The sequence below is a fragment of the Janthinobacterium sp. GW456P genome, from assembly GCF_002127655.1.
GTDB lineage: Bacteria > Pseudomonadota > Gammaproteobacteria > Burkholderiales > Burkholderiaceae_D > Janthinobacterium.
This window is the reverse complement of sequence record NZ_NEHB01000022.1, coordinates 79,318-100,737: the sequence shown is the minus strand read 5'-3', so window position 1 is coordinate 100,737 and position 21,420 is coordinate 79,318. Positions and strand designations below refer to the sequence as shown.

Sequence of the window (21,420 nt, the reverse complement as noted above, 5' to 3'; positions counted from 1 at the left end):
CCTGGCCGGCGGCGCACGGCCCGCTGCGCCGCTGGTGGCAGCGCTGGCGCCGCTCAGGCGTCGAGGATGCCGCGCCGTAGCGCGATGGTGACGGCGTGGGTGCGGTCCCTGGCGCCCAGCTTGGCCAGGATGGTGCTCATGTGGGCCTTGACGGTTTCTTCCTTGATCTGCAGCAGGGCGCCCGTTTCGCGGTTGGAATTGCCTTGCGCGACCTGCTTGAGCACGTCCAGTTCGCGGTTCGACAGCACGTCGCTGCACGCATACAGCGCCAGTTCCGCCTCGATCTCGGGCGCGATGTGGCGCCGCCCCGCGTGCACGTTCTGTATCGCCGCCAGCAATTCGTGGCGCAGCGCGCTTTTCAGCACATAGCCGCACGCGCCCGCGCGGATGGCGCGCAGCACCTGCGTATCGCCCTTGTAGGTGGTCAGCACGATAATGCGCGCCTGCGGATGGCGCGCGCGGATGGCGCCGATGGCGTCAAGGCCGCTCATCAGCGGCATCTGCAAATCCATCAGCGTGACATCGGGCAGCAGCGCGTCGAATTGCTGCACCGCCTGCCGGCCATCGGTGGCCTGGCCCACCAGCGCCACGCCGGGAAAGGCGCGCAGCAGGGCCGTGATGCCGTCGAGCAGCAACTGGTGGTCGTCGGCGATGAGGACGCGTATCGGCGCCGTATCGCTGTGCATGATATTGCCTGGCAAAGAGGGGTTATCGATCAAGAGTCGTCGCAGCATGGTGAGCAAAAGGTATTTTACCGCAGCGCCCGCCCTCCTGCAGGAGGGATGCCGGGAGGCAACCTGCATGTCAGCCTATATTTAGATAGTGGTGCGGGCGCGCCGCCAGGCATACGATGCACGGCAGTACCCACTCAACCCCACTCTTCATGGATGACATCATGACCAATCCGAAACTGGAAGTCCTTACCCCCGACAATTGCCAGATCATTTTCATCGACCAGCAGCCGCAAATGGCGTTCGGCGTGCAGTCGATGGACCGCCAGGCGCTGAAAAACAATACCGTGGGCCTGGCCAAGGCCGCCAAGGTGTTCAACATCCCGACCATCATCACCACGGTGGAAACGGAAAGCTTCTCCGGCCACACCTATCCGGAACTGCTCGACGTCTTCCCCGGCAAGGATATCCTCGAGCGCAGCTCGATGAATTCGTGGGACGACCAGAAGGTGCGCGATGCGCTGGCTGCCAACGGCAAGAAGAAAGTCGTCGTCTCGGGCCTGTGGACGGAAGTGTGCAACAACAGCTTCGCCCTGTGCGCGATGCTCGAAGGCGATTACGAGATCTACATGGTGGCCGACGCCTCGGGCGGCACCTCGAAGGAAGCGCACGACTACGCCATGCAGCGCATGATCCAGGCCGGCGTGGTGCCCGTGACGTGGCAGCAGGTGCTGCTGGAATGGCAGCGCGACTGGGCCCACAAGGCGACCTATGACGCCGTCATGGCCATCGTGCGCGAGCATTCGGGCGCCTACGGCATGGGCGTCGACTACGCCTACACGATGGTGCACAAGGCGCCGCAGCGCATCCATGGCGAACACGCCACCCTGGCGCCGGTGCCGGCCAAGTAAACGCCGCGCGGCTGTGCCATGCGCCGCGCGCCTGACCGCGCGCGGCGTTTTTTTTCATCGAAAGGAATGCGCCATGAAGCTATATGTGATTTCGCTGGCCGTGGGCTTGCTGGTCGGCATCATCTACGCCGTCTTGCAGGTACGCTCGCCGGCGCCGCCCGCGATTGCCCTGATCGGCCTGCTGGGCATGCTGATCGGCGAGCAGATCGTCCCCAGCGTCAAGCGCCTGATGGCGGGCGAAGCCGTGACCGTGTCGTGGCTGCGCAGCGAATGCGTGCCGAAGATCAGCGGCGTGGACGCCAAGCCGACCTTGGCCAAGGCCGAGTCGCAGCAGCAGGAAGACAGCGCCGCCTGAACCCTGGCGGCCGGGTCCGGATAAATACGCTAGAACGCGCCCAGCAAGCCGCGCCGGGCGGCCACCGTGGCCGCCTCGGTGCGGCTTGATACGTTGAGCTTGGTCAAAATATTGTTTACGTGGAATTTGACGGTGCCCACCTCGATGCCGGCGCTGCGCGCGATCATCTTGTTGCTCTTGCCCGCGGACAGGTGCAGCAGGATGTCGTGCTCGCGTTTCGACAGGCGATTCGCCTCGATGCGGCCGGCCTGCTGCGCCGCCAGTTCCGGCGGCAGGTAGTGCCTGCCGCCGGCCACCTGGCCGATGCACTGCGTCAGTTGCAGGAAGCCTGAATCCTTCAGCAGGTAGCCGCGCGCGCCGGCGCGCAAGGCACGGTGCACGCTGTCCTCGCCCTGGTAGGTGGTGAGGATGACGATCTTCGCTTGCGCGTCGTCCGCGCAGATGCGTTCGATCGCCTCGACGCCATGCATTTCCGGCATGTTCAAATCCATCAGCACCACGTCGGGCCGCAGTTCACGGTATAGCTGCACGGCGGCGCGGCCCGTGCCGGCCTGGCCCAGCAGGCGCAAGCCTGGCAGGGATGCGATCAGCGAAGCCAGGCCGGCCAGGATCAGCGGGTGATCGTCGGCGATCAGCAGCGAGATAGGGGGAGCGTCGTCGTCGCGGGGCAGGGGCGTGTGCATGCTGGCTTTCATGGTGCTGGCAGGGTGAAGTGGAAGACGCTGCCGTGGGGCGCGCCGGGCGCATGCCACAGGCGGCCGCCATGCGCGTCGAGGATGCGGCGGCAGATGGCCAGGCCCATGCCCATGCCGTCCGGCTTGCTGGAATACAGGGCGTGGTACAGGCGCTCGGCCACTTGCGGCGCGATACCGGCGCCATTGTCGGCGATGCTGAAATGCTGCACGCCCGCATCCAGGCGCGAGGACAGCAGCACCGTGCGCGGCCGGCCGCTGGTGCCCTGCAGGGCTTCGATGGCGTTCATCAGCAGGTTCAGGATGACTTGCCGAAACTGCACCGGGTCGGCGCGCAACGGCGGGCGGCCCGGCGCCAGCTGCGTTTCCAAGTGAATGGCGTGGCGTTGCAGTGGCGCGCGCAGCAGCGGCAGCAGTTCCTGCACGGCGTCGTCGGCCACGAAATGAGCGTGGCTGCCCGGCGCATGGCAGGCCAGGCCATGCACGCTGCGCAGCACGGCGCTGGCATGGCTGCCGGCGCTGGCGACCAGGGCCAGCGCCGCGCGCGCCTCGTCGAGGCGGGGCGGATCGTGATCGAGCCAGCGCAAGGCGGCATCGGCATTGAGCGCGATGGCCGCCAGCGGCTGGCGCACCTCATGCGCGACCGATGCGGCGAATTCGCCGATGGCGCCCATGCCCTGCGCCTGCGCCAGGCCGGGGTCTTGCGTCTGAGGTAAATAATGCATGCTGGCCATCGCCGTGCTCCTGTCGCTGTCGCGGCGTATGCCGCATTGCAACAAGTATGCATGCCATCGCCGCCAGGGCACTTATACGAATGGGGGAGGCGGACGGTTTTTTTGCAAAGCAGGGGCGGGAAACACCGCCGGGCGGGCCGGCGGTGCGGGAAGCGAAGAGCGGATCAGGACTTGATAAAGGCCAGCAAATCTTCGTTCAGGCGGTCCTTGTGGGTGGCCGGCAAGCCGTGCGGCGCGCCTTCATAGATGACCAGCTTGGCGTTCTTGATGAGCTTGGCCGCGGCCTTGCCGGAAGCGTCGATCGGCACGATCTGGTCGTCGCCGCCGTGCACCACCAGGGTCGGCACGGAGATTTTCTTCAGGTCGGCCGTGAAGTCCGTCTCGGAAAACTGCTTGATGCAATCGTAGGCGTTCTTGATGCCGCACTGCATGCCCTGCAGCCAGAACGTATCGCGCATGCCTTGCGAGACCTTGTTGCCGGGACGGTTGGCGCCGAAGAACGGCACCGTCAGGTCCTTGAAGAATTGCGAACGGTCGGCCAGCACGCCGGCGCGGATGCCGTCAAACACGGACATCGGCAAGCCGCCGGGATTGGTGTCCGACTTGACCATCTGCGGCGGCACGGCGCCCACCAGCACGGCCTTGGCCACGCGCTTTTCGCCATGGCGGCCGATATAGCGCGCCACTTCGCCGCCGCCCGTCGAATGGCCGACCAGGGTCGCGCCCTTGATGTCGAGCGCGTCGAGCAAGGTGGCCAGGTCGTCGGCGTAGGTATCCATGTCATTGCCCTGCCATGGTTGGCTGGACAGGCCGTGGCCGCGGCGGTCGTGCGCGATCACGCGGTAGCCGTGGCTGGCCAGGAACATCATCTGGTCTTCCCAGGCGTCGCCCTGCAATGGCCAGCCGTGGCTGAAGACGACGGGCGTGCCTGTGCCCCAGTCCTTGAAATGGATGACGGTGCCATCCTTGACGGTGACGCTATTGACGGTGAGCTTGCCTGGCGCGGCGGCAGCGGCTGGCTTGGCGGCGGCGCTGGCGCCACCGGCGGCCAGCAGGCCCGCGCCGGCGGCGACACCGGCGACGCTGACGAGCAGCTTGCGGCGGGAGTTGACTTCTTCGGCTTCGATTTTTTTCGACATGATGCATTTCCTTCGGGGATGGGGGAGGGGCCGCTTACGGCCTGGACCAGTGATGGCAGCGGCCAGTCTAGGCCTTCGCGCGGGCCGGCGCCTCTGCCAAAAGACCAGTCGCGCGCGGGCATCCGCCTGCCTATGATGGCTATTTTCCCGGAGCGATCATGCATGTCAAAAAACTGATGGCGGCCCTGGCCGGACCTTTTACACCCGATGCGGGCCTGCTGTTCGCGCGCATCAGCGGCGCGCTGCTGGTGCTGCACGTGCACGGCTTGCCCAAGCTGCTGCATTTTTCCGACGAACTGGCGCACATCGACGACCCGCTGCACCTGGGCCGCGCCGTCACCCTGTACTGCGCCCTGTTCGCGGAAATCCTCTGCCCGTTGCTGGTCGCCGCCGGCTTGCTGACGCGCCTGGCCTGCCTGCCCCTGCTGTTCCTGCTGGGCGTGTCGATGCTGCTCGTGCACCCGGACTGGAGCATCGCCGACGGCCAGTTCGGCTGGCTGCTGATCATCGTCTTCGGCACCATTGCCATCAGTGGCGCGGGACGCCATTCGCTCGATGCGAAACTGCTGTCGCCATGAGATGACGCACTCCCGGCGCAGCGGCTGCATGGCTCACCGCCGCCGGGCATAAGCGCATGGGTGCGCTGTGCATCCCCGCCCACCCCACCAGGCCGGCGGGGATTGTTATTTCCGGCAGGAATTTAAGTCTGGTCTACAAGGTGAGCCAGCGCACGGTGGCGCGCGGTGCGTACGGTTAAGGTGGTGCCAACAGCTTGCTGCTGATCCAGAGTTTGATATGGCTCAGCCCGGCAGCGTTTAGCCGCTTCTTTTTCCCAGAAGCGAGGAGAATCATGATTCGGTCACGGCATCGAGCATGGTTGATTTATTCACCTTTGAAGGAAACCATCATGAACGCGATTGAAAAAACCAGCTCCGAGATGAACGGCACGGCCCAGGATACCCGCCAGGACTTGCACCGCACCATCGACAAGGTGGCAAGCCAGGCCCAGCCCCTGGCCGACAAGATGGCCACGCGCGCCCACGACGGCGTGGACCAGGTGGGCGACCGCATCGACCAGGTCAGCGACACCGTCAACAAGGCGTCCGAACGCCTGATGGCGCGCGGCAAGCAGTTGGGCGCCGCCTGCCAGCGCGCCGGCGAGACGGGCCGCGACTACGTGCGCGAACGTCCGGCCGTGTCCCTGCTGATTGCGGCAGCGGCCGGTTATGGCCTGTCGAAACTGCTGGCTTCGCGTAAATAAGTTTTACGCCTTTTTTGTAGGATTTGTCGTGGGCGCTGTTCCCGTCGCCGTGATGGCGGACCGGAGCCGCGCCCACGCACACAAGGTAGTAGCAAGCGGTAAAGGAGAGTGATGATGCGCTCCATTTTGTTGTGGTTGATTGGCATACCTATTCCCATCATTATTTTGATTGCCCTGTTCGTGCGCTGAATGAGGGAGTTGTAGCGTTCTCCCGGGGCAAATTACTCACAGGAGACGTAATGGCTACCAACAAGAAAACGCCGTCCACGGACGGTGCTGGTTCCGTATTGAGCAGCATGTCCGGCCCATCCGACAGCAATGCGCCGCACAGCCTGGGCGCGGACAATGACGTAACCCGCGCGCTGCTGCAAAAGACGGCCGCCGGGCAGCAATTGGCCGCCGCCATGGCCGTCAATCCCAAGGAAGCCGGCCAGTATGGCGAGGCGGCGCGCACGCCGATCGAAGGCGTGCATGTGGCGGCCGGCGAACCGCTGGCCACGGCCAGTACCACGGGCGAAACGCTAGCGTCGCCGAAGACGGGCGATGGCCAGCCCGCGCTGGGCGAGAATGCGCGCAACGCCTCGCTCGACGGCGCCCGCAGCGACGACAGCGGCTGCGTGCTGACGACCAACCAGGGCGTGCCCGTCGGCGACAACCAGAACTCGCTGAAGGCGGGCTTGCGCGGCCCCACCCTGATGGAAGATTTTATCTTGCGTGAAAAGCTCACGCATTTCGACCACGAGCGCATCCCCGAGCGCGTCGTGCATGCGCGCGGCTCGGCCGCCCACGGCTATTTCGAATGCTACAAGGAACAAAGCAAGCTGACGCGCGCCGCGCCGTTCGCCAAGGCGGGCAAGCGCACGCCCGTCTTCGTGCGCTTTTCCACGGTGGCCGGCGAGCGCGGCTCCACCGATACGGCGCGCGACGTGCGCGGCTTTGCCGTGAAGTTTTATACGGATGAGGGCAACTGGGACCTGGTCGGCAATAACATCCCCGTCTTCTTCATCCAGGATGCGATGAAATTTCCCGACGTGGTCCACGCCGTCAAGCCCGAGCCGCACAATGGCATGCCGCAGGCGGCCAGCGCGCACGACACCTTCTGGGATTTCGCCTCGCTGTCGCCGGAAATCACGCACATGCTGATGTGGGTCATGTCCGACCGCGCCATCCCGCGCAGCTATCGCATGATGCAGGGCTTCGGCGTGCATACCTTCCGCCTCGTGAACGCCAAGGGCCAGTCCGTATTCTGCAAATTCCACTGGTCGCCCATGGCCGGCACGCATTCGCTCGTCTGGGATGAAGCCGTCAAGATCAGCGGCGCCGATTCCGACTTCCACCGGCGCGACCTGTGGGAAGCCATCGAGTGCGGCGAGTATCCCGAGTACGAGCTGTCCTTCCAGGTCTTCACGGAAGCGCAGGCCGAAGCGTTTCCCTTCGACGTGCTCGACCCGACCAAGCTGATTCCCGAGGAGCTGGTGCCGCTGGTTCCGGTCGGCAAGATGGTCTTGAACCGCAATCCCGACAATTTTTTCGCCGAGACGGAGCAGGTGGCATTCTGTACGGCGCACATCGTGCCCGGCATCGACTTTTCCAACGACCCGCTGCTGCAGGGCCGCATCCATTCCTACATCGACACGCAGATCACGCGGCTGGGCGGCGCCAACTTCCATGAAATCCCCATCAATTCGCCGCTGGCGCCCGTGCACAACAACCAGCGCGACGGCATCCACCGCCAGGCCATCAACCGGGGCCGGGTCGCGTACGAGCCGAACTCGCTGGCGGGCGGCTGTCCGTTCCAGGCGGGGGCGAAGGGCTTTAACAGTTTTCCCGCCGCGACCGAAGGCGACAAGGTGCGCGGCAAGCCCGAGAAATTCGCCGAGCATTATGCGCAGGCGCGGCTGTTCTGGATCAGCCAGACGCCGGTCGAGCAAGACCATATCGTGCATGCGTTCCGCTTTGAGCTGAGCAAGGTGCAGACGGTGGCGATCCGCCAGCGCATCGTCGCCATGCTGCGCAATGTCGATGAGACGCTGGCGCAGCGCCTGGCCGACGCGCTGGGCCTGGCCTTGCCGCCGGCCATGCCGCTCGCCTCCATGCTGCCCATGCCCACGTATCCGCCATCGCCGGCGCTGTCGCTCTTTTTCCGCCCCGGCAAGACGGGCATCCATACCCTGCGCGTGGCCATCCTCGTCGGGCCGGGCAGCGATGGGGCGCAGGTGCGCAGCATCTATGCGTCCTTGCTGGCCGACGGCGCCGTGCCGCGCCTGGTGGGCAGCCACCTGGGGAAAGTCGACACCAGCGGCGGCGCGCCGCTCGACGTGGAAATCTCGCTCGAAACGGGACCGTCCGTGCTGTTCGACGCCGTCGTGGTGCCGGACGGCCTGGGCGCCGTGCAGCAGCTGGGCAGCGACGCGAATGCGCTCGACTTCCTGCGCCTGCAGTACCGCCACTGCAAGCCGATGCTGGCCATCGGCGCCGGCAAGGGCTTGCTGGACAAGGCCGGCGTGCCGACGACCTTGCCGGATGGGAAGCCTGATCCCGCCATCATCGTGGCGCCGTCCGCCGATGTCGTGAAAGCCGTGGCTGCCTTCAAGAAGCTGCTGGCCGCCCACCGCGCGTTCGCGCGCGAGACGGACCCGCCGCGGGTGTAAGCATCAACTGCAGCACAGGGGCCGGTTCCGCCGGCCCCGTTGCCTACCTCGTTTCCGCCACCTGTGCAACGCCATGCAACAATGTAAACAATAAAAACGTTCTGCGGTGATATGCTGCGCATGAGAACTGTTCATTTGCAACTGTTTGTATAACAGCAGCAAAGAACGGCTTCAGCAAACCGGATCGCGATTACCGCATGGACAAGTACACACCTCGCACCTGGGGGCCGGGCGAACGCCCGACCTTGCCCGGGTCGCCATCGATGCCCGAACATTCGACGCCCAAGCGTGTCGCGTATTTCATCGTCGGCCTGATCGTCGCGCTGACGGGAGGGCTCGGTAACGGCCTGGTGACGGCCAATTTGCTGAACCTGCAAGGTTCGCTGGCCGCCTATGCCTACCAGATGCAGTGGCTGCCGGCCGCCTACGTGATGACCATCGTGTCCATGAATCTGCTGCTGGTGAAGTTCCGCCAGCAATTCGGCCTGCGCCTGTTTACGGAAGCATTCCTGGTGCTGTATGCGCTGGTCACGTTCGCCCACCTGTATGCGAATACCCTGCCGTCGGCGATCGCCGTGCGCGCCGCGCATGGCATGGTGGGCGGCGCGCTGGGGGTGCTGGGGCTGTATTACACCCTGCAGGCGTTTCCCGCGCGGCACCGCCTGAAAGGCGTGGTGCTGGGCCTGGGTTTTGCCCAGCTGGCCTTGCCGCTGGCGCGCATCTTCACGTCAGAACTGCTGCAGATCGGCGAATGGCACGGCCTGTACTTGTTCGAACTGGGACTGGCCCTGCTGGCGCTGGGCTGCGTGCTGGCCCTGAAGCTGCCGCCCGGCGACCGCGTGCAGACGTTCGAGCCGCTCGATTTCCTCACCTTTATGTTGTTCGCGCCCGGCGTGGCCCTGCTGTGCGCCGTGCTGGCGCAGGGACGCACGGCGTGGTGGATGGAATCGGAGTGGGTGGGCGTGTGCCTGGCGTGCTCCATCGTGCTGATCGCCGCCTCGCTGGCCATCGAACATAACCGCGCGCGCCCGCTGCTCAACACGCGCTGGCTCACCACGGGCAAGATCGCCAAGCTGTTTTTATCGGTGCTGCTGTTTCGCATCGTGCTGTCCGAATCGACGGGCGCCGTGGGCTTTTTGCAGGCGCTGGGCCTGAACACGGACCAGATGCAGAACCTGTTCATCGTCGTGTTGCTGGGCAGCGTGGCAGGGTTGGTGGTCAGCGCGCTGACGATCAATCCCGCGACCCTGAACCGTTCGCTGATGTTCGCGCTGCTGCTGATCGCCTTTGGTGCCCTGATCGACGCGCACGCCACCAGCCAGACGCGCCCCGTCAACATGTATGTGAGCCAGTTCCTGCTGGCCTTTGGCGGCACGTATTTCCTCGGTCCCACCATGGTGGCCGGCATGGGCGCGGTGATCGCCGAACCGCGCAACCTGGTGAGTTTTTCCGTGATGTTTACCATGACGCAGAACCTGGGCGGCTTGCTCGGGTCGGCCATCGTCGGCACCATCCAGACGGCGCGCGAAAAATACCATTCCAGCTACCTGGTCGAGCACCTCACCATGCTCGATCCGCAGGTGGCCGCGCGCGTGCAGTCCGGTGCCGCAAGCTATGGCGGCGTGCTCATGGACCCCGCCCTGCGCAGCGCCCAGGGCGTGGCGCGCCTGGGCGCCGTCGCCACGCGCGAAGCCAATGTCCTCGCTTACAACGATGTCTTTTTGATGATCGCCGGCGTCGCCATCGCCACCCTGATCTGGATGCTGGTCAGCCAGTCCTGGACCCGCATCACCTCCGGCGCGCGCCGTCTGGTCGGCCCCGTGCGCGATGCGCAGACGGCCATGGCCATCGTCCCCATTACCAATTCGGAACCGAGCAATGACAGAAAATAACACCCCGCCGCCAGTACCTGCACCAGCTCCCGCACCCGCAGCGCCACCCGCGCCCGCGGCCAGCAGCACGCCACCGCAGCCGGACCGCCGCCACCAGTGGCTGTCCGCGCTGGCCTTTGCCGCCGTGGCCCTGGTGGGCGTGCTGATCGTGCTGTATGCGTGGCGTTTGCCGCCGTTCACCAGCCCCATCGTGACGACGGAAAACGCCACCGTGCGGGGGCAGGTGACCATCATCGGCACGCAGCTGTCGGGCTATGTGGTGGAAGTGACGGTGCAGGACTTCATGGACGTCAAGGAAGGCCAGCTGCTGGTGCGCATCGACGACCGCATCTACCAGCAGCGCTACGATCAGGCGCAGGCCCAGCTGGCCGCGCAGCAGGCGGCCCTGTCGAACTGGGCGCAGCAGAAGGCCAGCGCGCAGGCGGGCATTTCCGTCAGCGAGGCGGCGCTGGCCAACGCGGAAGCGCAGGCGAAAAAGGCCAGCGCTGACCTCAATCGCGTGGAGCAGCTGGTGGCCGACGGTTCGCTGTCGCAGCGCGAACACGACCAGTCGCGCGCCACGCAGGCGCAGATGGCGGCCGCGCTGGCGCAAGCCAGGGCCAATCTCGACATCGCCCAGCAAAGCGCGCATTCGGTGGTGGTCAACAAGCAGGCGCTGGAGGCTGCCGTGGCCAATGCGCAGGCGGCTGTCAAGGCGGCGAAGATCGACCTCGATAACACGCGCATCGTGGCACCGTCCGATGGCCAGCTGGGCCAGGTGACGGTGCGCCAGGGCGCCTACGTGAATTCGGGTGCGCAGCTGATGGCGCTGGTGCCACGCCAGATGTGGGTGATCGCCAATTTCAAGGAAACGCAGATGAACGGCGTGCAGGAAGGGCAAAGCGCCACCTTCCACGTCGACGCGCTCGACGGCGCCGTGCTGACGGGCCAGGTGGAGCGCATTTCGCCGGCCACGGGGTCCGAGTTTTCCGTGCTGCCGGCCGATAACGCGACGGGCAACTACCTCAAAATTGCCCAGCGCATTCCCGTGCGCATCCGCATCGATCCGGGTCAGGCGAATGCGCGCCGCCTGGTGCCGGGCATGTCGGTGGTGGTCAGCGTCGATACCTCCGCCGTGCTGAACGACTCGGCGGAGAATCCCGCGCCTGCGCCTGCGCCAAAGAAAGCCAAGCCATGACACGCCGCGCATTATTGATGGCCGCCGCGCTGGCGCTGGCAGGTTGCGCCGCCAAGGCGCCTTCGCAGCCCCCGTCATCTCTGCAGCTGCCGTCCGGCTGGCGCGCACAGGCCATCGGCGCACCGGCGGCAACGGGTGCCCATGTCGAGCAACTGTGGTGGCAAGCCTTCGGCGATCCGGTCTTGAGCGACCTGGTGGGCGAGGCGCTGGCGCGCAATGGCGACTTGCGCGTGGCGCGCGCACGGGTGCAGGAATACCGCGCGCGCCTGGCGCAGGCCGATGCGAACCGCGCGCCCAATTTGGCTTTCGACGGTTCGCCTACTCGCACGCGCACTTTGGCGTCCAGCGGCAAACCGTACGTGACGAATGTCTTCCAGGCCGAACTGCAGGCCAGCTATGAAATCGACGTGTGGGGCCGGCTGGCCAGTCTGAGCGACGCGGCCGCCGAGAGCTACCGCGCCGAGCAGGCCAGCCTCGATGCGGCGGCCCTGTCGATCGCCGCCAGCGTGGCGACAAGCTACCTGAATTTGCGCGGCCTCGACGCGCAGCTGGCGCTGGCGCAATCGACCCTGCAGCTGCGCGAACAGTCGCGCGAGCTGGCGCGCAAGCAGTTCGAGGTGGGCTACAGTTCGCGCCTGGAATGGCTGCAGGCGCAATCGGAATACCATGCGGCGGCCGAGCAGGTGCCGCAGCTGCAGCGGCAGATCTTCGAACAGGAAAATGCGCTGGCCGTCCTCGTCGGCGGCAATCCCGGCCCCATTGCGCGCGGCTTGCCGCTGGCCGAGCTGGCGGCGCCGGGCGTGCCGGCCGGCCTGCCGTCCGAACTGCTGCGCCGGCGGCCCGACATCGCGCGCGCGGAACACAACCTGACGGCCGCCAACGCCAGCCTGGCCGCCACGCGCGACCAGCTGCTGCCCTCGTTCAAGCTGACGGCGGCAGGGGGCGGGCAGGCGACGACCCTGACCGATTTCCTGCATGCGCCCACGGCCCTGTGGCGCCTGACGGCCTTGGCGGCCGGCCCCCTGTTCGATGGCGGCCGCGTGCAGGCGCAGACGGATGCGGCCGGCGCGCAGCGCGACCAGCTCGTGTACGCGTATGAAAACGTGGTGCGCAACGCCTTCGCGGAAACGGAGAACGGCCTGGGCGCCATCTACCGCCTCCAGCAGCAAGCCGTGGAAAACGATGCGCGCCGCGCCGCGGCGGCGGACACCCTGCGCATCGCGCACAACCGCTACCGCAATGGCTACGCCTCCTACCTGGAGGAACTCGACGCCCAGCGCACCCTGTACAGCGCCGACGTGGGACTGCTGCAGCTGAAGACGCGCATCCTCGTCGCTTCCGTCGACCTGTACCGCGCCATGGGCGGCGGCTGGTCGGCCAAGGCGCAATAGGCGCGTTTGCCCGGCGCTTTGCCGCCGCCAGTGTAATATTCTCACCGGGGAAAGCGGCGGCATGGTGCCAGCTGCTCCCGTCACGAACGAACGAGGTCGCAGCATGACGATTTTTGGCATAGGCATCCACATCCTGATCGCGGTATTTTTTGCGATCCACGTGGTGCGCAATGGGCAGCAGCTGTACTGGCTGCTCATTTTATTCATGTTCCCGCTGCTGGGCAGCGTGGTGTATTTCTTCGCCATCTACCTGCCCAATTCGCGCCTGCCGCAGGGCGCGCGCAAGGTCGTATCAAGCGCCGTGCAGGTGCTCGATCCGAACCGCGAATTGCGCGAAGCGAAGGCCGCTTTCGAGTACACGCCGACGGCGCAAAACCAGATGCGCCTGGCCAGCGCGCAGCTGGAGGCGGGCGACGCGAGGGAAGCGGCAGCGACGTACGAAGCCTGCCTGCGGGGCGCGTTTTCATCGGACCTGGAAATTCGCCTGGGCGCGGCGCGCGCCTATCTGGAATGCGCGCGCGGCGCCGAAGCGCTGACGCACCTGGAATTCATCCGCCGCAGCGACGTCCATTTCCGTCCCGAGATGGTGTCCCTGCTGACGGCGCGCGCGCTGGCGCAAAGCGGGCGCCAGGCGGAGGCGAAAGCGGAATTCGACGATGCGCTGACGCGCTACAACAGCTTCGAGTGCCGCGCCGAGTGCGCGATCTGGGCGCTGCAGCAGGGCGACAAGGTGCTGTCGGAACGCCTGCTGCTCGATATCGACAGCGCCATGGCCCGCTGGAGCAGCCATACGCGTTCGATGTATGCGCCGCTGCTGGCGCGCCTGGAAGCGGCGCGCCGCTGATGGCTTGCCGGCGCCTGGCGGTGATGCGCTTACACGCCAGGCACCGGATTCTTCCCTTCGATTAATTTGTAGCCCTTGCCATCGAAGCCGTAGCGCGCGTGGCCGTTCAGTGGCGTGGCGATGCGCGGCGGGTCTTCGTCCTGCTTGACCGCGACGCCCGGCTTGATCTTTTCGGAGGCGCCCTTGAAATCGATCAGCAAGTCATCGTAGGCGCCGCCATTGCGCGCTGGCGCGAAGCGCCAGTTCCCCTTGACCGTCCAGCACTCGTCCGTTTCAGGCCCGCAGGCCCCCATATTGTCCGAGTACAGGTCGATGGCGCCATCGAGCGAAGCGACCTTGCCGTCGCCGATTTCAAACAGGGCCAGTTGCGTGATGGTGTAGCCCTGGCCCGTATAGCCGTAACGGATCGCCAGTCCCGGCTTGTTCGCGCCCAGCATGACCCAGTGGACTTCGCCGAGCTGCCCCGACGAGCCCAGAGCGGCGATGTTTTCCAGGCGCTTCACGACTTGCCACTGGCCGTCTTCCGGCGTGCCCTTGGGCGCGAGGAAAAAGACATTCAGCAGCCCCGGCGAGGCATGCGCCGATTCGGCCGTGCCTTCCGTGTTGGCCGTTTCCGCGTTCGCCACCAGGATGGCGCTGCCATCGGGCAGCAGCTTGTGGCTGACGGCGCTGACGACGTAGCTGAGCTTGTCGACATGGTTGTCCGGATCGGGCAGGTCGGCCAGCGCATCGTCGCTGTCGCTGCGGTAGTCCTTGCCGAAGACGGCGCGCATCATGCCCACCTCGCGCTCGCGGGCCTGCGGCGTGTTCATCGCTTCCGTCCGTGGGGCGGTGGCGGACGGCGGCGGCACGTATTCGGCCGATGCGCTGTCTGCCGCGGCAGCGGCGGCGGGGACGGCGGCTGCCGCGTCAGCCGCCAGGTCGGCGCTGGCGGGGGCGGTCTTGTCCGAGCAGGCGCCAAGCAGCGCGGAGGCGAATAGCAGGACGAGCGGGGTGCGGTAATTCATAGGCAGGGCAGATTGCGTTCATGGAGAATGGGCGCAGTATGCCAGATAGATGAAAGCGAGGGAGCGCGGCCTGGCGGCCGGTCCCTCGCTTCCTTGCCCGCAAGGGGCGTTTTTGCAATCAGCCTTGGCGCTTATTTTTCCAGCGCCACCCTGTCATCGCGGCGCAGCGGCGCCTTCTGGCGGCGCAGTTTCGCCATGCCGCGCTTGAGCAGGTGCTCCAGGTCGTCGATGTAGGTGAACACGGCCGGCACCACCAAGAGGCTCAATAGGGTCGAGGTGATCAGGCCGCCGATGACGGTAATGGCCATCGGCGAACGGAAGCTGGGGTCGGCGCCCCAGCCCAGCGCCAGCGGCATCATGCCGGCGCCCATGGCGATCGTCGTCATCAGGATGGGGCGGCTGCGCTTGTGGCAGGCGTCGACCAGCGCATCGAAGCGGTTCATGCCGGCCTGGCGCGCCAGGATCGCATAGTCGACCAGCAGGATGGAGTTCTTCGTGACGATCCCCATCAGCATGATCAGGCCGATCATCGACGGCATCGACAGGGCGCTGCCCGTGATCAGCAGGGCCACGAAGGCGCCGCCGATCGACAGCGGCAGCGCCGCCAGGATGGTCACCGGCTGCATGAAGTCCTTGAACAGCAGCACCAGCACGCAGTAGATGCACAGCACGCCGATCAGCATGGCCAGGCCGAAGCTGGCGAACAGCGAGGCCATTTCCTGCGCGTCGCCCAGTTCCGCGATCTTCACGGATGGCGGCAGATTCTTCATCGACGGCAGCGCGCGCGCTTCCTCGTTCAATTCACCGAGGGTGCGCGAACCGAGTTCGACGTCGAGGGTTACGTTGCGGCTGCGGTTCAAACGGTCGATCTGCGCCGGGCCGCTTTCCATCGTCACCGTCGCCACGTTCGCCAGGCGCACGGGGCCGTTCTTGCCGGGTACGGTCAGGCGCTCGATGGCGGCCAGGTCGGCGCGCACGCTGTTCGGCAGTTTCACGCGGATCGGCACCTGCCGCTCGGGCAGGTTCATTTTCGTCAGGTCCGTGTCGTAGTCGCCGGCCGTGGCCACGCGCACGGTTTCGCCGATTGCTGCCGCCGTCACGCCCAGGTCGGCCGCCTTGGCGAAATCGGGGCGCACGATGATTTCCGGGCGCACCAGCGAGGCGCTGGAATTGACGTTGCCGATGCCTTTCAGGCCGCGCAGTTCGCGCTCGACCTTTTGCGCCGCCGCCATCAGTGCCACCGGGTCTTCCGAGCGCAGCACCAGCTGCATCTTGACGCCCGTGTCGGGCGGCCCCACCGTGAAGCGGGCGCCGGGAATCGCATCGAGCTTGTGGCGCAGCTGGGTTTCCAGCTGCGCCATCGACTCCTTGCGCTCGGTGCGGTGCACGGTGGTCAGGGTCAGCACGGCGCGGCGCGCCTCGGCCGCCGCGCCGGGGGCGAAGGCGTCGCCGCTCGAGCCGCCGCCGATCGAACTGAAGACGCCCTGGATGCCTGGCGTGCGCATGGCCGCATCGCGCGCCTGGGCCGTCACGGCCTGGGTTTCGGCCAGGGTGGAGCCAGGCGGCAGTTCCAGGTTGATCTGCGTCTGCGCGCGGTCGGCGGCCGGCACGAAGCCCGTCGGCAGCAGCGGCACGAGCGCGATGGCGCCGACAAAGAACAGGGCTGCGGCGATGGCCGTGATGCCGCGGTGGTTCAGGCACCAGCGCATCACGCGCAGGTAGCGCGTCATCAGCCAGCCATCCTGTTCTTCCTTGTGCGGCAGCGGTTTTAATATGTAGGCCGCCATCATCGGCGTGAGCAGCCGCGCCACCACCAGCGAGGCCAGCACTGCCAGCACGGCCGTCCAGCCGAACTGCTTGAAGAACAGGCCGGGAATGCCGCTCATGAAGGCCGTCGGCAGGAACACGGCCACCAGCGCGAAGGTGGTGGCGATGACCGCCATGCCGATTTCGTCGGCCGCTTCCATGGCCGCTTCCATCGGCGACTTGCCCATGCGCAGATGGCGCTCGATGTTTTCGATTTCCACGATGGCGTCGTCGACCAGCACGCCGACGACCAGGGCCAGCGACAGCAGGGTGACGGTATTGAGCGTGTAGCCGAACCAGTAGATGCCGAGGAAGGCCGGCATCACGGACAGGGGCAGGGCGGCGGCGGCCACCAGGGTGGCGCGCCAGTCGCGCAGAAACCACCACACCACCAGCACGGCCAGCAGCGCGCCTTCGTACAGCAGCTCCATCGAACCGTCGAAGTTTTCCTCGACGGGGAAGGCATTGTCGATCGACTGCTGCAGCACGACATTCGGGTTTTCCTTCTGCAGGTCGGCGATGGCGTCGCGCGCGCCCCTGGCGACAGCCACTTCGCTGGCGCCTTTGGTGCGGAACACCTCGAAGGCGACCACCGTCTTGCCATCCTGCTCGGCCAGCGCGCGCGGTTCGGCAATGGTGTCGCGCACGGTGGCTACCTGGTCCAGGCGTACATGGCGGCCGTCCGGCAGCGGCACTTCCACGCGCGACAGTTCATCGGCCGTCTTGACGGTGGCGATGGTGCGCACCGACTGCTCGGCACCGCTGATGTCGCCCCTGCCGCCCGGCGCTTCGCGCTGCACCAGGCGCAGCTGGCGCGAGACGTCGAGGGCCGACACTTTCAATGCGGCCATGCGCGCCTCGTCGAGTTCCACCTGGATTTCGCGGTAGACGCCGCCCACGCGGGTGACGGCGCCCACGCCGGGCACGGTCAAGAGGCGCTTGGCGACCGTGTTGTCGACAAACCAGGACAGGTCGGGAGAGTCGAGCGGGTTGTCCACGCCGGGTTTTGCCGTGGCGATAAAGGTCAGCACCACGCGCCCTGCGGTGGACGCCTTGGTGACGGTGGGATCGCGCAGCTCGGCCGGCATGTCCGCCTTGACCCGCGCGACGGCGTCGCGCACGTCGTTGACGGCTTCGGCGATCTGCTTTTCCAGAATGAATTCGACGGTGACCGTGACGACGCCATCGAGCACCTTGGTGTAGATGTTTTTCACGCCTTGCAAGGTGGCGACGGAGTCTTCGATCTTGCGCGCCACTTCTGTTTCCAGCTGGGCCGGCGCGGCGCCGGGCAGCACCGCGCTGACGGTGACGATGGGCAGTTCGATGTCGGGGAAATCCTGCACCGGATTGGCCTTGTAAGCCAGCAGCCCGGCCAGGGTCAGCAGCGCGAACAGCATGATGGCCGGGATCGGATTCTTGATCGAGAGGGAAGAAAAATTCATGGCTTGCCTTACTTTTTCGCTGCCACGGCGGCCGGCGCAGCGGGCTTGGCCGCCACGGGAGCGGCAACATTGCGTACCAGGTCGCCGTCATTGAGGAAGCCGGCGCCGCTGACGACAATCGTCGTGTCGGCCGTGATGCCGCTTAAAATTTCGATGCGGTCGCTCAGGCGCCGTCCGGCCTGCACCTTGATCTGGCTGACCCGCTGGTCGGCATTCAGGCGGAAGACATAACTGAAGCCATCGCGCACGGCAATCGCCTGCTGCGGTACCGTCAACGCGCCCGAGGTACCGAGTTCGAATTCGCCGCTGGCGTACATGCCGGCCTTGAACGGCGCATTGTTGCCCGTACTGGCCGGCAGGTCCACGTACACGAGGGCGGAACGCGTCTGCGGGTCGACCGTGGGGGCGATCATGCGCACCTTGCCCGTCAACACGCTGCCATTGGCCGCCTTCACCTGCGCCGCGGTGCCCGGTTTCAGGTTCAGCAGCTCGGTGGCCGTCACTTCGGCGCGCCATTCGAGGCGGCCCTGGCGGATCATGCGGAACAATTCCGTGCCGGCACCCACCACCGAGCCCACGGTGGCCGCGCGCGCAGAGATGATGCCGCTGTCGGGCGCCACCACCTGCGTGTATTTCAGGCGCAGCTGCTGCGACGCCAGCTGCGCCTTGCTTGAGGCGATGCGCGCGTTGGCCGTCTGTTCTGCCGTCAGGTACTGGCTGATCTGCTGCGCGCTGATGGCGCCCGTGCTTTGCAGCGAGCGGGCGCGCTGCGCGTTGGCGGCCGCCTCGGCCGCATTCGCTTCCGCTTCCAGCACGGTGGCCCTGGCCTGCGCCACGTCGGCGTTCACCGTGTCGTTCGAGAACACGGCCAGCACCTGGCCGGCGCGCACGACGTCGCCGACATTCACGCGCACGTCGGTCAGGCGCAAGCCGTTCGACTCGCTGCCGATGACGGCTTCCTGCCAGGCGGCGACATTGCCGTTGGCGCTCAGCTTGATGGGCAGGCTGGCTGTCTGCGGCTTGGCCGTGGTGACTGTCAGCGCGGGTTTTTGCGCCGCCTTCTTATCCTTCGCCTCGTCGGCTGCCGTGGAAGCCGATGGGTACAGGGCCACGCCCGCGCCCAGCATCACGCAAAGGGCGGCCAGGGCGAATGCCGTGGGTGTCAAAATCAGTTTTTTCATGTTGTCGTATCCGTCAAGGTGCGTTGTTGGCGATGGCGCTGCTGCCGTTCCAGCCACCGCCGGCGGCGCGGTACAGCGCCACCCAGGCAGCGCTGCGTTCGCGCTCGAGGTTGACCACCGTGTTTTCGGCGGCCAGGCGCGTGCGGCGGGCGTCTTCCAGTTCGATCAGGCTGGCCAGGCCGTTCTTGTAGCGGTCTTCGGTGGCGACAAACGACACGCGGTAGCCTTCCAGCGCGGTTTTGGCATGCTCGCTGCGCGCGTCCGTGCTGGCCAGATTGACCAGCGCTTCTTCCACTTCGCGCACGGCCTGGCGCACGCCGGCGCGGTATTTCACCACGGCTTCGTCGTAGCGCGCCGTGGCCGCATCGACCTGGGCGCGGCGGGTGCCGCCGTCGAAGATGGGCAGGCTGACGGCCAGCGGGCCGATGCTCCAGGTGCTGGCCGTGATGCTGGTGCCGCCTGCGCGGAGATTGCCCTTGCCGATCGAGCCGGCCAGGCTCAGGCGCGGATAGCGCTGCGCCTGCGCGCCGCGCACTTCGAAGCTGGCGGCCGCCACTTCGCGTTCGGCGCTGTAGATGTCCGGACGCTGGGCCAGGGTTTGCGCCGGCAATTCCGCGATCGCCACGGGTGAGGGCGCAACAAAGGGGCTGGCCGCCAGCTTCTGGCGCAGCGACGCTTCCGGCATGGCCGACAGGGCGACCAGCGCCTTGACATTCACGTCGCAGGCGGCGCGCTGTTCGATGGCGCGGCTGGCGCCTTCGGCGGCGCTGGCGCGGGCCAGGGCGGCGTTGGCGGGCGGCTGGAAGCCGGCGCCGGCGCTCAGCTCCGTCAGGCGCGCCGAGTCGCGGCGCGAGGCCGCATCCTGTTCGGCCACGGCCTGCAACTGCTGGCAGGTGCGCAAGGCGTAATACTGGTTCGCCACTTCGGCGGCCACCGAGACGCGGGCCTCATGCCAGAGCGCGCGGGCGCTGTCGTAGCGTTCCTGCGCCGCGTCGCGCGTGGCGCGGTTGGCGCCGAAGACGTCGATTTCCCACGACGCCTGCAGCGCCGCCTGCGAGGTGGTGCCGCTGGGCTGCGCCGATTGCTGGCTGGTGCGCACCACGCTGCCCGTCGCGTCGAGCTTGGGCGCCAGCGCGGCGCCGCTGGCGATGCTGTCCGCGCGCGCCTGCGCGATGCGCGTGCCGGCGGCGGCGATGGTGGGGCTGACCTGCTGCGCATCGCCGATCAATTCCACCAGCAGGCTGTCGCCCTGGCCCTGCCACCAGCTGGCCAGGTCCGTCAGCTTGCCGTTGTGCGGCAGCGGCGCCTGCCACTGCGCGGGTGCGCTGGCGGCCACCGCCGCGGGCGGCCCTTGCAGGGCGCAACCGCCCAGCGCCAGCACGATGCCGGCGGCCAGGGCGCGTTGAACGGTGCATCGAATAATCGTCATGCTGGTCCTTCTGCTTGTCGTTGAGTGGTAGAGGGGGGAGTGGCCAGGCGCCGGCGTTCCACGTCGGTCATGGCCAGCGCGTAGTCGGTCAAGCGCGCCAGCCAGGTGTCGATCGCGTGCGGCGATTCCAGCAGTTGCGGGCGCAGCGTTTGCAGCACGTCGGCGCCCACCATGTGCTGAAGGGCCAGCGAGGCGATGGAAAACGCCAGCCGGTGCATGTCGTCGCTGTTGGCGGGCGCGCCCMGGKGGCGCGCCAGCACGCGCGTGAGCGCCTCGTGTTCGGCACGGATGTTCTGGTCGACCTCGCGCGCCCACAGGCCCGTCGGTTCGAGCATCTCGCGGCACCACAGGCGCATGCAGTCGCGCGCGATGTCTCCCTGCTGCATGGGGGCGAGCAATTGCGCATAAAAGCCTTCCAGACTTTGGCGCAGGGTGAAATGCGCTTGCTCGTACAGGGCGATATTGTCTTGTGGATTCGATAGTTGATGGGAGAAGGCGGCGCGGTACAGGCCCGCCTTGTCGCCAAAATAATAGCGGATGGCCGCCGCGTTGGTGCCGGCCGCCTGCGCCAGTTCGCGCGTGGAGGTCTTGGCGTAGCCCTGCCCGGCAAACAGGCGGATGGCGCTATGCAGCAGGCGCTCGCGCGACTGCTCGCCATCGGAGCGGGGCTTGCGCCCGTCGTCGGCGCTTGGTGTTGGGGAAATGTTTTTTTCAATCATGTCGGAGATTTAATCATATATCTCAAACGATTGATATAACTAAATCGCTTGATTTAGTTAAGGAAAGATGAAGATGCGGTAAAACGCAGGCAAAAAAAAGCCCGCGGTTGTATTCGCG

At 66.5% G+C, this 21,420-nt stretch carries 18 protein-coding genes; 9 read left to right on the top strand and 9 right to left on the bottom strand.

Going from position 1 to position 21,420, the window contains the following annotated elements:
- Positions 1 to 53 precede the first annotated feature (53 nt).
- Positions 54 to 686, bottom strand: coding sequence for a response regulator transcription factor (locus tag CBW66_RS19670; RefSeq protein WP_086138981.1), 633 nt, complete (start codon positions 684 to 686; stop codon positions 54 to 56).
- Positions 687 to 895: 209 nt separating this feature from the next.
- On the opposite strand from CBW66_RS19670, the gene CBW66_RS19665 reads away from it, so the two are divergent.
- Together CBW66_RS19665 and CBW66_RS19660 are read left to right on the top strand one after the other, a co-directional pair.
- Entirely contained in the window at positions 896 to 1,582 is a 687-nt protein-coding gene (locus CBW66_RS19665) for a hydrolase (protein WP_035828118.1), read from the top strand.
- A gap of 73 nt (positions 1,583 to 1,655) precedes the next feature.
- Positions 1,656 to 1,937, top strand: coding sequence for a XapX domain-containing protein (locus CBW66_RS19660; protein WP_086138980.1), 282 nt, complete (start codon positions 1,656 to 1,658; stop codon positions 1,935 to 1,937).
- Positions 1,938 to 1,966: 29 nt separating this feature from the next.
- On the opposite strand, the gene CBW66_RS19655 is transcribed toward CBW66_RS19660, so the two are convergent.
- From CBW66_RS19655 to CBW66_RS19645, 3 genes are all read right to left on the bottom strand, one after another.
- Entirely contained in the window at positions 1,967 to 2,620 is a 654-nt protein-coding gene (locus CBW66_RS19655; RefSeq protein WP_086138992.1) for a response regulator transcription factor, read from the bottom strand.
- 8 nt (positions 2,621 to 2,628) lie between these two features.
- Positions 2,629 to 3,354 carry a sensor histidine kinase gene (locus CBW66_RS19650; RefSeq protein WP_170933143.1) on the bottom strand — a complete coding sequence of 242 codons (726 nt, stop codon included), beginning with the start codon at positions 3,352 to 3,354 and terminating at the stop codon, positions 2,629 to 2,631.
- Between the two features lie 173 nt (positions 3,355 to 3,527).
- Complete coding sequence (locus CBW66_RS19645; protein ID WP_086138978.1) at positions 3,528 to 4,502, bottom strand: alpha/beta fold hydrolase; 975 nt, start codon at positions 4,500 to 4,502, stop codon at positions 3,528 to 3,530.
- Positions 4,503 to 4,660: 158 nt separating this feature from the next.
- Here CBW66_RS19645 and CBW66_RS19640 point away from each other — a divergent pair, with 158 nt between their 5' ends.
- The 7 genes from CBW66_RS19640 to CBW66_RS19610 all read left to right on the top strand — a co-directional run bounded on the left by CBW66_RS19640 (position 4,661) and on the right by CBW66_RS19610 (position 13,718).
- A complete protein-coding gene (locus CBW66_RS19640; protein WP_205701236.1) occupies positions 4,661 to 5,080 on the top strand; it encodes a DoxX family protein in 420 nt (139 codons plus the stop codon).
- Between the two features lie 329 nt (positions 5,081 to 5,409).
- A complete protein-coding gene (locus CBW66_RS19635) occupies positions 5,410 to 5,763 on the top strand; it encodes a YqjD family protein (RefSeq protein WP_086138977.1) in 354 nt (117 codons plus the stop codon).
- A gap of 239 nt (positions 5,764 to 6,002) precedes the next feature.
- Positions 6,003 to 8,414 (top strand): catalase, encoded by a 2,412-nt coding sequence (locus tag CBW66_RS19630; protein WP_086138976.1) that lies wholly within the window; start codon positions 6,003 to 6,005, stop codon positions 8,412 to 8,414.
- A gap of 197 nt (positions 8,415 to 8,611) precedes the next feature.
- A complete protein-coding gene (locus CBW66_RS19625; RefSeq protein WP_205701237.1) occupies positions 8,612 to 10,306 on the top strand; it encodes an MFS transporter in 1,695 nt (564 codons plus the stop codon).
- A complete protein-coding gene (locus CBW66_RS19620; RefSeq protein ID WP_230492048.1) occupies positions 10,293 to 11,483 on the top strand; it encodes an HlyD family secretion protein in 1,191 nt (396 codons plus the stop codon). The genes CBW66_RS19625 and CBW66_RS19620 overlap by 14 nt, the downstream gene beginning before the upstream one ends.
- Entirely contained in the window at positions 11,480 to 12,874 is a 1,395-nt protein-coding gene (locus CBW66_RS19615; protein ID WP_086138974.1) for an efflux transporter outer membrane subunit, read from the top strand. Before CBW66_RS19620 ends, CBW66_RS19615 begins: the two co-directional genes overlap by 4 nt.
- Positions 12,875 to 12,977: 103 nt before the next feature.
- Positions 12,978 to 13,718, top strand: coding sequence for a hypothetical protein (locus CBW66_RS19610; RefSeq protein ID WP_170933149.1), 741 nt, complete (start codon positions 12,978 to 12,980; stop codon positions 13,716 to 13,718).
- A gap of 29 nt (positions 13,719 to 13,747) precedes the next feature.
- Here CBW66_RS19610 and CBW66_RS19605 read toward each other — a convergent pair whose 3' ends face one another.
- The 5 genes from CBW66_RS19605 to CBW66_RS19585 all read right to left on the bottom strand — a co-directional run bounded on the left by CBW66_RS19605 (position 13,748) and on the right by CBW66_RS19585 (position 21,302).
- Entirely contained in the window at positions 13,748 to 14,725 is a 978-nt protein-coding gene (locus CBW66_RS19605; protein ID WP_086138972.1) for a hypothetical protein, read from the bottom strand.
- A gap of 131 nt (positions 14,726 to 14,856) precedes the next feature.
- Positions 14,857 to 17,973: an efflux RND transporter permease subunit gene (locus CBW66_RS19600; protein WP_086138971.1), complete on the bottom strand. Its 3,117-nt coding sequence runs from the start codon at positions 17,971 to 17,973 to the stop codon at positions 14,857 to 14,859.
- Positions 17,974 to 17,981: 8 nt separating this feature from the next.
- Complete coding sequence (locus CBW66_RS19595) at positions 17,982 to 19,154, bottom strand: efflux RND transporter periplasmic adaptor subunit (protein ID WP_086138970.1); 1,173 nt, start codon at positions 19,152 to 19,154, stop codon at positions 17,982 to 17,984.
- A 13-nt stretch (positions 19,155 to 19,167) separates the two neighbouring features.
- Positions 19,168 to 20,583: an efflux transporter outer membrane subunit gene (locus CBW66_RS19590; protein WP_230492049.1), complete on the bottom strand. Its 1,416-nt coding sequence runs from the start codon at positions 20,581 to 20,583 to the stop codon at positions 19,168 to 19,170.
- Positions 20,580 to 21,302, bottom strand: coding sequence for a CerR family C-terminal domain-containing protein (locus CBW66_RS19585; RefSeq protein WP_086153660.1), 723 nt, complete (start codon positions 21,300 to 21,302; stop codon positions 20,580 to 20,582). Before CBW66_RS19585 ends, CBW66_RS19590 begins: the two co-directional genes overlap by 4 nt.
- Positions 21,303 to 21,420 lie beyond the last annotated feature (118 nt).